The 13,176-nt window shown below is 41.2% G+C and carries 14 protein-coding genes and 1 pseudogene; 4 read left to right on the top strand and 11 right to left on the bottom strand.

Features of this window, described 5'->3' with window-relative positions; all coding sequences use genetic code 11:
* The first annotated feature begins 38 nt into the window (after positions 1–38).
* The 4 genes from A3217_RS01140 to A3217_RS01135 all read left to right on the top strand — a co-directional run bounded on the left by A3217_RS01140 (position 39) and on the right by A3217_RS01135 (position 2,012).
* On the top strand, positions 39–887 hold the full coding sequence (locus tag A3217_RS01140; protein ID WP_066386966.1) for a ferritin-like domain-containing protein: 849 nt from the start codon (positions 39–41) through the stop codon (positions 885–887).
* Between the two features lie 313 nt (positions 888–1,200).
* Entirely contained in the window at positions 1,201–1,365 is a 165-nt protein-coding gene (locus tag A3217_RS08915; RefSeq protein ID WP_156471815.1) for a hypothetical protein, read from the top strand.
* 14 nt (positions 1,366–1,379) lie between these two features.
* Positions 1,380–1,511, top strand: coding sequence for a hypothetical protein (locus tag A3217_RS09545; RefSeq protein WP_257722277.1), 132 nt, complete (start codon positions 1,380–1,382; stop codon positions 1,509–1,511).
* A 57-nt stretch (positions 1,512–1,568) separates the two neighbouring features.
* Positions 1,569–2,012 (top strand): hypothetical protein, encoded by a 444-nt coding sequence (locus tag A3217_RS01135; RefSeq protein ID WP_066386957.1) that lies wholly within the window; start codon positions 1,569–1,571, stop codon positions 2,010–2,012.
* A gap of 95 nt (positions 2,013–2,107) precedes the next feature.
* Here the strand turns inward: A3217_RS01135 and A3217_RS01130 are convergent, their stop codons facing one another.
* The 11 genes and pseudogenes from A3217_RS01130 to A3217_RS01080 form a co-directional block, all read right to left on the bottom strand.
* Positions 2,108–3,376 (bottom strand): acyl-CoA dehydrogenase family protein, encoded by a 1,269-nt coding sequence (locus A3217_RS01130; RefSeq protein WP_066386954.1) that lies wholly within the window; start codon positions 3,374–3,376, stop codon positions 2,108–2,110.
* Positions 3,376–3,915, bottom strand: a complete 540-nt coding sequence (locus tag A3217_RS01125) for an OsmC family protein (protein ID WP_066386952.1) — start codon at positions 3,913–3,915, stop codon at positions 3,376–3,378. The genes A3217_RS01130 and A3217_RS01125 overlap by 1 nt, the downstream gene beginning before the upstream one ends.
* A gap of 157 nt (positions 3,916–4,072) precedes the next feature.
* Positions 4,073–4,837, bottom strand: coding sequence for an ABC transporter ATP-binding protein (locus A3217_RS01120; protein ID WP_197456894.1), 765 nt, complete (start codon positions 4,835–4,837; stop codon positions 4,073–4,075).
* Complete coding sequence (locus A3217_RS01115; RefSeq protein ID WP_066386948.1) at positions 4,837–5,616, bottom strand: ABC transporter permease; 780 nt, start codon at positions 5,614–5,616, stop codon at positions 4,837–4,839. Before A3217_RS01115 ends, A3217_RS01120 begins: the two co-directional genes overlap by 1 nt.
* Positions 5,617–5,625: 9 nt before the next feature.
* Positions 5,626–6,648, bottom strand: a complete 1,023-nt coding sequence (locus A3217_RS01110; protein ID WP_066386945.1) for an ABC transporter substrate-binding protein — start codon at positions 6,646–6,648, stop codon at positions 5,626–5,628.
* A gap of 90 nt (positions 6,649–6,738) precedes the next feature.
* Positions 6,739–7,620: a homoserine O-succinyltransferase gene (locus tag A3217_RS01105; RefSeq protein ID WP_066386942.1), complete on the bottom strand. Its 882-nt coding sequence runs from the start codon at positions 7,618–7,620 to the stop codon at positions 6,739–6,741.
* 345 nt (positions 7,621–7,965) lie between these two features.
* Positions 7,966–9,186, bottom strand: a complete 1,221-nt coding sequence (locus A3217_RS01100) for a metallophosphoesterase (protein WP_066386940.1) — start codon at positions 9,184–9,186, stop codon at positions 7,966–7,968.
* Between the two features lie 20 nt (positions 9,187–9,206).
* Positions 9,207–9,998, bottom strand: a complete 792-nt coding sequence (locus A3217_RS01095) for a 3'-5' exonuclease (protein ID WP_066386938.1) — start codon at positions 9,996–9,998, stop codon at positions 9,207–9,209.
* A gap of 50 nt (positions 9,999–10,048) precedes the next feature.
* A pseudogene (metG, locus tag A3217_RS01090) lies at positions 10,049–12,028 on the bottom strand (methionine--tRNA ligase); the annotation flags it as partial.
* A gap of 32 nt (positions 12,029–12,060) precedes the next feature.
* Positions 12,061–12,276: a hypothetical protein gene (locus A3217_RS01085; protein ID WP_066386932.1), complete on the bottom strand. Its 216-nt coding sequence runs from the start codon at positions 12,274–12,276 to the stop codon at positions 12,061–12,063.
* A 24-nt stretch (positions 12,277–12,300) separates the two neighbouring features.
* Positions 12,301–13,149: a class 1 fructose-bisphosphatase gene (locus tag A3217_RS01080; protein ID WP_417935356.1), complete on the bottom strand. Its 849-nt coding sequence runs from the start codon at positions 13,147–13,149 to the stop codon at positions 12,301–12,303.
* Positions 13,150–13,176: the final 27 nt, after the last annotated feature.

Raw genomic sequence — 13,176 nt, 5'->3', positions numbered from 1 at the left:
GCTATTGTAATAGATTTTTGCTTTGCTACAATAGCATTATGAGAAAAGATTTTTTTAGCACACTTTATGAACTCCTAAATATGAGCGATTTTGGCACGCTCAAAGAATGCTTTTCGCATTTTTACGAGGATTTTAAGCAGGGCAACATTCTTTTAGATTCACAATTTATAGAATCTAATACTTACAAACCCCAGCCCTTTAACACAGAAAATTCACTTCCAAGCAAGGATTTTGGCGCGCTCAAACTTTGCAAAGCTAAAGTCCTAAGTCCGCTAAAAATCCGCCGTCCAAAGCACGCCGCCACACCCCAGCAAAGTGCGAAAATCTTGCATTCCATAGCACACATAGAATCTAGCGCGATTATCCTAGCCCTTGATGCGGCGTATAGATTTAAAAATATGCCTTTAGAGTTTTACGCTGATTGGCTAGAGGTGGCGAGCGAGGAGATAGCGCATTTTGAGCTTTTGGAGGGACTTTTAAATGAGATTGGCTACAAGTATGGGGATTTTAACGTGCATAATGGGCTTTTTGATGCACTAAGCGCAAGTGAAAGAAGTCTAAAAATCCGTATGGGTGTGGTGCATAGAGGCTTAGAAGCAAAAGGATTGGATGCAAATCCTTTTGTATTAGAAAAGCTTGCACAAACACCACTATCGATACATTCGAAGATAAAAGAGGTATTTCATATCATCTTGCGCGATGAAGTGGGGCACGTGGAAAAAGGTGATAAGTGGTGGAAATACGCCTTGCAAAATGAGGGGATTTGCACGCAAAATGCGCAAATTGATGCCTTTAGCGCGCTGTGCGAGGAATTTTGGCGTTTCAAACTTTGTGGCAAAGTGCTAAACTCACAAGAGCGCCTAAAGGCTGGATTTAGCAAAGAATAATTGCGAGCTTTAGAGAATCTCAATGCAAAACATACAATACAACACACGCAAAAATAATTTTTGCTTCATAAATCTCTACTTTATAAATTTTTTACTAAAAAACCTTTTCTTTTACTTTGCAAGGCTTGCAGGTTTCAGGTGAGCGGTTGCAATTTGCTTGTAGAATCTAGCGCAAAAGCTGGTAATAGTTATGGAAAGATTCTAGAAGCAGAAAAAACTTTAGGCAACACAAAAAGAGTGTTATGGATTTAGAATCTCAAATCACAAACCATAACAAATCTATCGCTGACTACCAAACACGCAAACAGCAAGCGTGATTTTTAGCGGATTGACAAGCTCAAGCCTTGATAACAGCCCCTTAATTGAGCTTGCAACAAACACAACAAGCCTCACAACCACGCTTGAAAATATCAACGACAACGCAAAAAACGCGGCAGATTCTGGCAGTGGGAACAAAAACGCCAACACCTCCCCATAAACATATCAAATGATATGTCGGTGGGGAATAGAATCGTCTTGCTACGCAACCATATAGCAACTACGCGCTTAATGCAACTCAAAAAAGTGCGCTTTGCGATGATTGCAAGTGATATGCGCTACGACTTTGAAGGACAACACGTTTAATCAAAACTCCCATAACGCGCAACTTGGCGTGTATGCCTCGCTCAATCTCACACCACTTTGGGAAGTAGGACTAAAGGCTTATGGGCAGTTTCCCCAACAACACAAGAATCTTATGCGGGCAATTTTATTTCTATCGCAGATTTTAATCGCGTGTATTTTAGACTAAATGCCAACATTGGGCGTGTTTTCAAGTTTGACGATTCAAATATAAAGCCCTTTGTTGGCACAAACTACTATTTCACGCACACACCAAGCTACATTGAAAAAAATGGAGGTGCTTATACTGCTAGCTTTGTAGGTTCTAGTGCGCCAAGTTTTAGTATAAAATCTCAAAACACTGCTAAAACTTACGCACAAATCATTGTCGGAGGCGCGATCGATTTTAGCGATCGCTTGAACATAAATCTTGGCGTAGGTATCAAGCAAATCCTCGCTTGCAAAGTAGATTCCAAAAACGAAATCTACGCAAGTGAGAATCTTGTGATAAAGTATAGATTCTAAGCAAAAATTCTAGAGATATTGCGCTAAGAAAAAGCGCATTTTGGCGTAATTCTTATAAAATCCTTAAATACTTGCGCGAAATCTCGCACAAGTATTTAAGAAGTAGCTTCCAAAATCTTTTGTATGTGCCCTTGACTTGGGCTTACAATCCCAAAAAATGCAGATTCCAAAAGAAGTTTGCTTGCAAATGCGCCTTGAAAATACCCGCTAGCACCATTATGCAAAATACAAAGCGTAACTAACTCATTTAAAAGCTTGATAATAGCAAGCTTCACGCGCAATGACGCATTAAAAGCGTCCTTTGTGTAAGGATTTTGCGCGAGCTTCAGCACTCTTTGTTCGAGCTTTTCTTTTTGCACACATAGCGTTTGTAGGCGCGCCTTATTGTAGCAGTTCCTCTGCGTAGCCCTTATCGCGCCCTCACTCATACCTAGCCCCATACCACACTGCAACAGCACAAATCCTGCATTAATCTTTGGAATCATCGCACTTGCCGGGTTTGCTAGCACCATTTCATCACTCACAAAATAATCCCTAAACTGCGTAGCATAAGTCCCAGAACCTTCCAGCGCGCAAAAAGGCGTGGTTGGCTTCAAACTAAGCGCGCCCTGACAGCACGCCAGTGCCATAATACACTCTTTAGGCTTTGGCAAATCGGCGTTTTTTGGTTGATTAGAATCTAAGATTCTGTCGCCTTGTTTGGTGGTTTGAGAATCTATTCCATTAATTGTATCACCTTCGCGGAAGTAAATTCCGCTCGGCTCCGCTACGCGCCCATATTCAACGTTTTTTGGTTGATTAGAATCTAAGATTCTGCCACCTTGTTTGGGTGTTTGAGAATCTAGCGTTTGAGAATCCTTAGAATCCTCTTCCACTTCCGCAATAAAGGCAAAATAATGTCTAGATGCGAGATTTGACACCCACGCTAAAGTGCCATTGATGACAAATCCACCCTTAACGCGCTTTGCGCTTAAACGCATTTTATCTAGCCCCACAAAGGCTTTGAGTGGATTTGAAAGCCCTGTGCCACCGAGTATTTCCCCGCTTGCAAGCTTTGAGAAAAGCTCTTTTTGCGCGCTAGTTTTATTCGTAGAATTTAGCAAATACCACAAAAGCGCTTGATGACACCACACGCAAAAGCCACTATTTCCGCAAGATTCTGAAACTTTTTGCACGCTAAGCAACGCTTCTTGCAAGCCTTTTACGCCATTTTTGGCAAAGGACGCATACAGTCCAGCCTCGCCAAATGCGTGTAAAATTTCGCTAGGATAGCTTCCGTTGTGGATTTTTGCGCGCTCACCTTTTAAGCTTACAAGCGCATTTTGAAAAAGCTCGGAATCTAGAGCGTTTATCTGCACGGACATTATTGTATATCCAAATCTACCGCGCGCAAGATAGTGTTTGCCACTGGGGAATACTTCGTCGCGTGCGCGATGAGCTCATCTTGCTTCTGTTTTGAAGCATTAGATTCCAAATTCACCTTTACGCGCACTTGAGTAAAACCTAATGGCTTGTCTTTTGAAAGATCGCCTGTGCCCCAAACAGCGGTAATATTCAAATCACCTTCCAACTCTAATTCAAGCTTTGTGATGACAATATCTTGTGCGATTGCATTTGCGTGAATCCCCACAGCTAGACAGCTTCCAAGTGCCGCCAATACCGCTTCGCTAGGATTTGGCGCAGTATCATCACCAAGCAAGGTTGGTGGCTCATCGACAATGTAAGCTGGAAGGTTGCGGATATAGTTTGCGTGACGAAATCGCCCCTCTGCCACGGTTTTACATTTGAGTGTTTTTATCACATCTGGATTTGCTTTACCATCTTTTATCAAAGCTTCCAATCCTGCCTTATCAATCGGGTCTAATCTCGTGCAACTCGTTGCTACTGGTTTTTGATTACTCATATTTTCTCCTTAAGTTTTTTTCTTGCGCCTAAATAAAAGGCGTCAGAAATTTCTTAAAAAAATTTCTGAAGTTTAGAGAAACTGCTAAACGCGCCACATTCTCCAAACTTTAAAAATTTTAATTTTCAAAAAGTGCAAGCACGCGTAAAAAGCGCGCTTAAATCACATATTCAAGCGAGAATCTATGCGCTTTTAAAAGCCACGCAATCTCACGCTTGAGATTCAAAAACTCCAAACTATTGCGCTCGCTTTTATTGATATTTACTTCAATATCAGCAATCACGCTTTTGCGTACAGGGGAAAGCACAATCACACGCGAACCTAAAAATATCGCCTCCTCAATGTCGTGTGTGACAAAAATAAAAGTCGCGCCAAGATCTTTTGAAATTTTCAAAAGCTCCTCTTGCAGAGAATTGCGCGTAAAATTATCAAGCGCGCTAAAAGGCTCATCAAGTAGCAAGATTTTTGGTTGCACGCTTAAAGCACGCGCTAAAGCCACGCGTTGTTTTTGCCCGCCACTTAGCTCGCGTGGATAGTGATTTTCAAAGCCTTGCAAATGCGTGAGTTCCAAATATTCTTGCGCGCGCTTTTTTGCAAGCTTTTTCTCCGTGCCTTGCGCTTGCTGGGCAAACATCACATTTTCAAGTGCGCTTTTCCATTCTAAAAGCGCGTAGTCTTGAAAAATTTTTATACAATTTTTTGATGTGCATTGCTTTGTGTAGCGCGTATTTTCGATGATAATTTCCCCGCTATCAAAGCTCTCAAATCCACCAATAAGATTAAGCAGAGTGCTTTTACCGCAACCACTTGCCCCAAGAAGCGTGATAAACTCGCCCTTTTGTATGTCTAAATTTATAGAATCTAGCACCTTTTGAGCACCAAAGCTTTTTGAACAATCATTTATTTGTATAATCGCGCTCATCATCGCACTCCTAGTATTTTTAAGATTCCATATTCTATTGCACCAAAAAGTAGATAGATTCCATAGCCTAAAATCCCTATCCAAATCATTGCCACAATGACCATATCTGTTTCTAATAAATTGCGCCCATCAGCCACAAGGTAGCCTAGTCCGCTTTGAATGCCTAGCATTTCTGCTGCGACAAGCTGTATCCACGCCACAGAAGCTGCGAGTTTTAGCCCACTTGCGATATGAACAAAAGCACCGGGCAAAATAATGTCTTTTGTGATTTGCCACTCTTTTGCACCAAAGTTTTTTGCCATTGCTAAAAGTGTGGGATTAATCTGCCTTACACCCGCAATACAAAGCGCCAAAACCGGGAAAAACACCGCATACGCGATGATGAATACAGCCCCAGCATTGCCAATGCCAAGCCACAACGCGATAATAGGCAACCACGCGATAGGCGAAATGGGACGAAAAAGCTGAATGAAAGGCTCAAGCAAAATCTCCATTTTTTCAAAGCGCCCCAAAATCAGCCCCAAAGCACTTCCTAACGCACCACCAATAAAAAGCCCTAAGAAAAATCGCTCCAAAGAATCTGTAATTGCACTCAACAAAACACCTTCACCAAGCAATTCCAAAAACTTTGCAAACACCACACTTATAGGCGGAATCGCACTTTGGGGATTAAGCTCATAAGAATCTTTGCTTAAAAATTCCCACAGAATCAAAAATGCGCCAAAAAGCGCGATTGCGCCAATACGCCAATAAACATTTTTCAATGCGGTTTTTTTCATTTTTTTTGCCTATTTTTGATTGCTCGCAAGGGCTATATCCACAAAGCGAGAATCCACAAACTCTTCAAACTTCACATCAAATACACCCACTTCAAAACGTTTAATATCCTCAATGGTTTTGTCTAAGTCATTTTGCGTGAGCTTAAGATTCTCATACACCACGCGCCTATCTTGCTCTAAAAGCGAAGCAATGAGCTCAACCTTTTGCCCTAGGAACTTTTTACTAAGTTGCGCTGCTTTGGCTGGATTCTCCTTAATAAAATGCGCAGTTTGCAAAAATGCCTTGCTCAAAGCCTGCACCTCATTTGTGCGCGTGGAGATGAGATTTTCATTGAATGTTAGCACACAGCAAATGTGATTGTTACTAATATCTTTTGAAAGCGCAAAAACATCAGCAAGCTTGCGCGTCTGTGCCGCAAAACAAAAGGGTTCTGCCACGATAAAGCCATCAATGCTACCATTGCTAAGGGCGGAGAGCATCTCTGGTGGCGCCATATCGATGAGATTCACATCTCTTGGGTTAAGATTTGCCTGCGCTAAAAGCTCGCCAAGTAAGAGATAATGTGTTGAGAATCTGCTAGGAATTGCAATTTTCTTGCCTTTTAATAAAGCAGGATTGTGCTTAATTTGCGCACTTTTTTCTAAATCTTGCAAAAGCCCCTTTTTGACAACCAACGCCGAGCCGTTCCTATGCGCGGCAAAAAGCGCTTTTATCGCCACGCCTTGAGATTTGAGCTTGAGCGCCAAAGGTGTGAGGATAAATGCCCCATCAATCGCCCCAGCGCGCAATGCCTCGCTTAAATCCGCCCACGAAGAAAATTTGAGAGGTATGAAATTTGCATTTTGAAGCTCCTTTGCAATCACCACCAAATGATCCGTAATAGGCAAATACCCAATTTTTGGTGCGCTAAATTGAGAATCTTTAGCATTCAAAAAACTAAACGCGCCAACTCCTATGCCACCACCTAATGCACGCAATCCAAATGATGAAAGTAGCGCACCGCCGTGGTAAAAAAATGTTCTTCTGTCCATAAAACAACTCCTTTTTTTTAAGAGAAACTCTTTTTTTTCTTTGAATTTTATCATTCAGCCAATTTTAATATTTTGAAATGCCCTAGAATTCTATAATTCATAAGGCGTATTTTGATAAACATAAAAATTTAGCCAGTTAGTAAAAATCACACTCGCGCTACTTCGCCACAAAAACACAGGTTTGCCATTTTTGAGATAGTTTTTTGGCACAGCGATTTCTAATCCCTTTGCCCTATCTCTTTCATACTCGCCCAAAAGCGTTTCGCGCGCGTATTCTGGGTGTCCTAAGATAAAAATATCTTTAGAATCTTTAAGCACACTTATCCCGCTTTGCTTTCCTTGTAAAAGCACACTAAGCGCATTTTCTTGCGCCACTCGCTTTTCATTGATATGAGAATGCCTAGAATGTGGCATCAACACCAAATCATCAAGTCCGCCTAACAGCACATCTTGGTTCTTTTGCAAATGTGGAAAAACGCCAAAAAGTTTGCTTTTACGCGCGATTTTTTCAATGCCATAAAAGTGGTATAAACCCGCCATCGCTCCCCAGCAAAGATACATTGTGCTTGTGCAAGATTCTTTTAAAAAATCCATAATCTCTACCAACTCCCGCCAGTATTTCACACTCTCAAAGTCTAAATGCTCAATAGGCGCGCCTGTCACAATCGCACCATCAAAGCGCGTGTGCTTAATATCCTTAAAATTTACATAAAAACGCTCCAAATGGTTTAGTGGCGTGTTTTTACCCACATAGCTTTCGGTCGCAAGTAGCGTGATTTCCACTTGCAAGGCAGAATTGCCAAGAAGAGAGAGAATCTGGTTTTCTGTCTCTATCTTTGTTGGCATAAGATTGCAAATCAGCACACGCAAAGGGCGTATGTCTTGACTTAGCGCTCTTTTATTCCCCATCACAAAAGCCCATTTTTGTAAAATAGAAAAAGCTGGGATATTTTCAGGCACAATTAAAGGCATTGCTTTGCTCCTTAAGAATCAAAAATACTTTTGGTGAGTTGATTATACAAAAAATCAAAAATACAATATGTGTTTTATAAAAATTTACAAAATATTTTGACAGAATGTTACAATTTTTCAAAATACATATTGTGTTTTTAAAAAATTGCAATGTAGATTCTGCAAGACATTTAAAATTTGACGTGCAATTGGCTAAATGGTGTGGAAGTGAAAATCTCACAAATCACACCAGAAAAAGTAGAAGTCTTTAATAAATAAATTGTGTTGGCGTAATGAACTCTTATTTTTTAAGTTAATTTTGGGCTAATCTTCTAAAAGTACAATGAAAATCTAGGCTTGCTACACCTAAGATTTGGGCTTAAGATGCAAAAGCGTGATTTCAGATTCACTTCCTACACGCATAGGTGGTCCCCAATAGCCCGTACCTTGATTAATGTAAAGCTTTGTGTTTGGTAAATTTTGCACATCAAAAAGCCCTTTTATATGCGGCTGCTGCAAAAGCACAAGAAGCGAAAATGGGAAAATCTGCCCGCCGTGCGTGTGTCCGCTTAAAATAAGCGCGATATTTTTTGTAAGCTCTGGCTCTTCAAGGCTAATAGATTCTAGCTCCTCAATGACCTTTGGTTGATGGGAGAGCAAAATTATAGGTGTATGAGAATCTAGCTCTGCGCCTTGCTCTAAGGCTTGAAACAAAGTCCCGCGCACATCAGGTTGCAACTCTAGCGCGCTAAATGCCGCGCGCACACCGACTAAATCCCTAATGCCAGCGATGAGAATCTGTGAAGATTCTGTCTGCAAAATATGCGTATCGTTTTCAAGCACGATAAAGCCAAAATCGCGCATTTTTTGTAAAATCTCTTTCACCTCGTGGAAATACTCGTGATTGCCAAGCACATAATACACGCCATAGCGCGCACGCAAATGCGCCAACTCATCAACAGCACTCACCACATTTGCAAGCTTAGAATCTACAATATCGCCGGTGAGAAAAATCACATCAGGCTCTAGCGCATTCACGCGCTCTACAATATCTTTGACACGCGAAGATTCTATAATGCCTCCGATATGCAAATCGCTTAACTGCACAGCTTTTAGCCCATTTTGTAACCCTGCAATTTGCACCTCCATTTCTCGCACTTTTGGCTTTTGCACGCCATTGACAACGCCATAAATAATAAAAATAAGCGCTAAAATCCCCATCGCTCTTTTCAGCCAAAAACGCGCTCTAGCACGCTTATGTTTTGGCTCTACACCAAGAATTGCAAGCGAGCAGATTTGATAAAGCAAAGTAATAATAAATAAGCAAAACGCCATACCCACTGCAAGCGACATCAAAAAATACGCAGCTTGCGAACCAAGTCCTGTGTGCATAAAAATAAAATACAAACCACAGCCAAGCATATTTAACACGCTAAAGCCCAGCCAAAATGCCTTGAAAAGTGGCGTAGTAGCAAGGTTTTTTAAAAGTGCTTTATACATATAAAAATGTAAGAGTGCAAATGCCACAATGCCAATAGCTGGGAAATAAAAATTTTGCATTTGAAATGGCGAAAGTGTCGTATCCATAAAAACTCCTTCAGTTAGATTCACAAAATCTGCTTGCGTCCTTTGCTAAAATCAATCAAATCCTGCACGCTTTTTACAGAATCTGGCAGGCATAAAGAAGCGATTTTATACACTTCTAGGCAAGTGAATGCATCAGCATATGCGCGATGGCTTGTTGGGGTGTTGATGCCTAAAAAAGTATTTAAAAAACTTAGCGCATAACGCGGAGAAAGAATGCTTTTACGCGCTAGCTCGATTGTGCAAAGCTTAGGACATAGCAACCCCGGGAGATTATGCTTTTGAAAGCTCACATTTAAAAATTCATAGTCAAAATTCACATTATGCGCTACAAAAATGCAATCCTGCAAAAACAGCCGAAATCGCGCTAGAATCTCATCTGCGCGCGGAGCATTTTGTAAATCTTTAGCGCTAATGCCGGTTAAATGTGTAATCTCTTGTGGTACAAAAGGTGCGTAAATAAAGCTCTCAAAGCACTCAATCACCTCTCCATTTCTGTATTTTAACGCGCCAATTTCGATAATCTCGTGCTCGTGCGCTTTTGCGCCTGTGGTTTCAATATCCACAAAGCAAAAGTTCGCCTCATTTAAACGAAGATTTTTCGTGCTTAAAAAAACCTTATCTTCGCTCTCAATAATAGGGAATCCAAACGCGCGCAGAATCTCACGCTGCGTGTCTAAATCACTAAAAAACCCGCCAATATTTTGCAAATGACTTTCAAATACATTTTTTTCAAGTGGCATAACACAAAGCTTGTTAAGTAGCTCGTTAAAGCCCTTAAGCGTATTCGCGGAAATAGCAGTTTTCGAACTCATAGCACCTCTTAACCCCTTAGATATTAAGAAATTTTATGGAATCTCATCTTTTATGAAATTTTTGCGCCGGCATTTTTGCTCCCCTGCACACCGAGCAAATTAAGCCCATTTTCATCTTGCGCGCTTAGTATCATTCCCTCGCTCATTAATCCCATAAGCTTGAGGGGCTTTAAGTTTGCCACCACGCACACGCTTTTGCCCACCAAATCTTGTGGCTCATAATACTGCGCGATGCCAGAGAGAATCTGTCGTGGCTTCTCCTCGCCCAAATCAATCAAAAAACGCAAAAGTTTTTCGCTCTTTTCCACACGCGCGCATTCTAGAACAAGTCCTACGCGCAAATCGACTTCTTTAAAGGTATCAATACTAATAAGATTCTGAGTGCTTTTAGAATCCTGTGTAGGCGCGCTTTTTGTCTGTTGAGAATCTTGCGTGTTGTGAGTTTCAATGCGCGGAAAAAGTGGGGGGATTTTTTCTAAGCTAAATGTTTCAATCACACCATTTTCTTTAATCACACACGCAAAATCCTGCGCACTAATCTTAAGTCCAAGTGCTTGGGCGATTTTTTGCGCAGTTTGTGGCATTACAGGATACAGACAAAGGCTTACTTTATATAAAATATTTGCTATCAACGCTAAAAGGGCTTGTGTCTCTTGCACCTTATTTTCTTTTATCAGATTCCAAGGGGCATAGGTGCTAATGCTTACATTCCCAATGCTTAGGATTTGCCAAAGTTCATTAAGCGCGTTGTGTGGTTGCATTTGCTCCATAAAATTTTGATACCGCGTGATTTTTTGGGTTAAAGATTCCAATTCTTTTGGGTAGAAAGTCGCAATCTGCGTGCTTTGCACTTGCATGGCAAAATATTTTTCCGCCATACCCAAAAGGCGATTGAGCAGATTCCCAATATCATTGCTCAAATCAGAATTTACCCGCTCAACAAGCGCTTTTTGACTGAAATCGCCATCTTGTCCAAAAGGCACTTCACGCACCAAAAAATAACGCAACACCTCTAAGCCGTAGGTTTGCGCAACTTCTTTTGGATTGATGACATTGCCGATACTTTTACTCATTTTTTGCCCCTCACATAACCACCAGCCATGCGCGTAAATATGCTTTGGCAAAGGCAATCCAAGACTTAGCAAAAACGCAGGCCAATACACTGCGTGAAAGCGTAAAATATCTTTTCCGACAATATGCGTAGCATTTTCCCAAAATTCGCTCACAAAAGGCTGGGAGGCTATCTTTTTGCCAAGCTTTGTGTGTGCGCCTTTTTGCGCCCTTGCAGGATCGATTGTCTCATTTCCCCACCCAAGCGCGCTAATATAACTTATCAGCGCATCAAGCCACACATACAAAATATGCTTAGGGTCATTAAGCTCTTTTGGCACGCTCACACCCCATTCAAAGCTCGTGCGCGTGATGGAGAGGTCAAGCAAGCCAGATTTTACAAACTTGATGACCTCATTTCTCTTATGTGCGGGCTGTATCACATTTGGCTCGCGCTCATACCACTCCAAAAGCGCCTTCTCATAGCGTGAAAGCGCAAAAAAGTAGCTCTCTTCTTTAATAGTGCTTACTTCCTTGCCACAATCTGGGCATTTATTATCTACAACTTGTGATTTCCCAAAATGCGTTTCACACGACACGCAGTAAAAACCCTCATACTCGCCTTTGTAAATATCACCTTTTTGATACATTTTGCTAAAGGCAGTTTGTGCAGCGGTGCAGTTGCTTGCATCTGTCGTGCGGACAAAGTAATCAAAGTCAATGTCAAACTCTTCCCAAATCGCGTGGAATTTTGCGCTTATAGAATCTGCAAAATCTTGCGGGGTTTGGTTGTGTTTTTTAGCGGAGAGCTCAATTTTTTGTCCGTGCTCATCAGTGCCTGTGAGTAAAAAGACTTCTTCACCCAAAAGTGTGCGGTATTTTTTCAGCATATCACAAAGGATTGTTGTATAAGCGTGTCCGATATGTGGCACATCATTGACATAATAAATTGGCGAGGTAATGTAGGTTTTTTGCATACTATTCCTTGATGAAAATTTTGTGCGCTTAAAATCTAGTTAAAATCAAACGCACCATCTTGTCCTTTATTGAGATTATCATACACTGCTTTGACATAGTTCTTGCGTTTTTGGCAAGAAAAAAAAGAATCACAAGGCATACAAGAATGCAGATTCTTTTCTTGCTGACAGGATTGCAGGATTTTTATTTCATCATCTAAATGCTGGCTAAAGTTATCAAGTCGCATTTGCTGAGGTTCTTGTGTTTGCATTAGAATCTCCTTGTAAAATCTATTCTAGTTTCGGTAGGTTTTTGCCACTAGTGCCATTTCTTCGCTACTGCCAAAAAAGCAAGGTGTCGTATCGTGGATATGTGCGCATTCTAGCTCTAAGAGGCGGACTTTTCCATCACTCGCTATTCCACCCGCGCGCTCATAGATAAATGCAAAAGGAAAAACCTCAAAAAGTTTTCTTAATTTACCCTCTTTTGCGTCGCTTGTCGCTGGATAGCTAAAAAGCCCCCCACCTTTAATAAGAATCTGGTGCAAATCCGGCACCATACCGCCTGAATAGCGCAAACGATAGCCTTGCGAAAAAAGAGAATCCACCATTTGCTTATGTTTAGATTCCCAATTTGCCTGCGTGCCACCGGGTGCGTTGATTTTGCCTTTTTTGCCTAAGTGTAGATTCCCAATTTTTTCCCACGCGTTGCCACAATAGCGAAAATGCTCAACTTCCTTTTGCGCTAAAATAATCTCTAATCTCGGACCATAAAGCACATATGCTGCCGCCACGAGATTTTGAGCGATTAGAGAATCTTCATAGATTCCAAAAATGCTCCCTACACTTAGATTACTATCAATGAGTGAAGAGCCATCAAGCGGATCGTAGGCGATGATATAATTTGCAGAGTTTGCAGAATCTTTCTCTTTTAAAACTGCTTGATTTTTTTCCTCACTGCATACGCCTTTGACACATACAAGCGATAAAAGTGCTTTTTCGATGAGCTTATCAGCCTCTACATCGACCTTTAGCTGCGTATCACCGCTTGAATTTTGCGAGGAAAGATAATCTGTGCTTGGATTTTTTAGCAGTGTATCAATTTCAAGCGCGCAGGATTTGAGCGTTGCAAAAATGCTTTCAATCATTTATTCTCCCTCTTTATTTAATAA

Origin of the sequence: Helicobacter himalayensis, assembly GCF_001602095.1 — a bacterium.
Taxonomy (GTDB): Bacteria; Campylobacterota; Campylobacteria; order Campylobacterales; family Helicobacteraceae; genus Helicobacter_F; species Helicobacter_F himalayensis.
The sequence above is the reverse complement of the archived record's forward strand: the minus strand, read 5'-3'. Positions and strand labels throughout refer to the sequence as shown.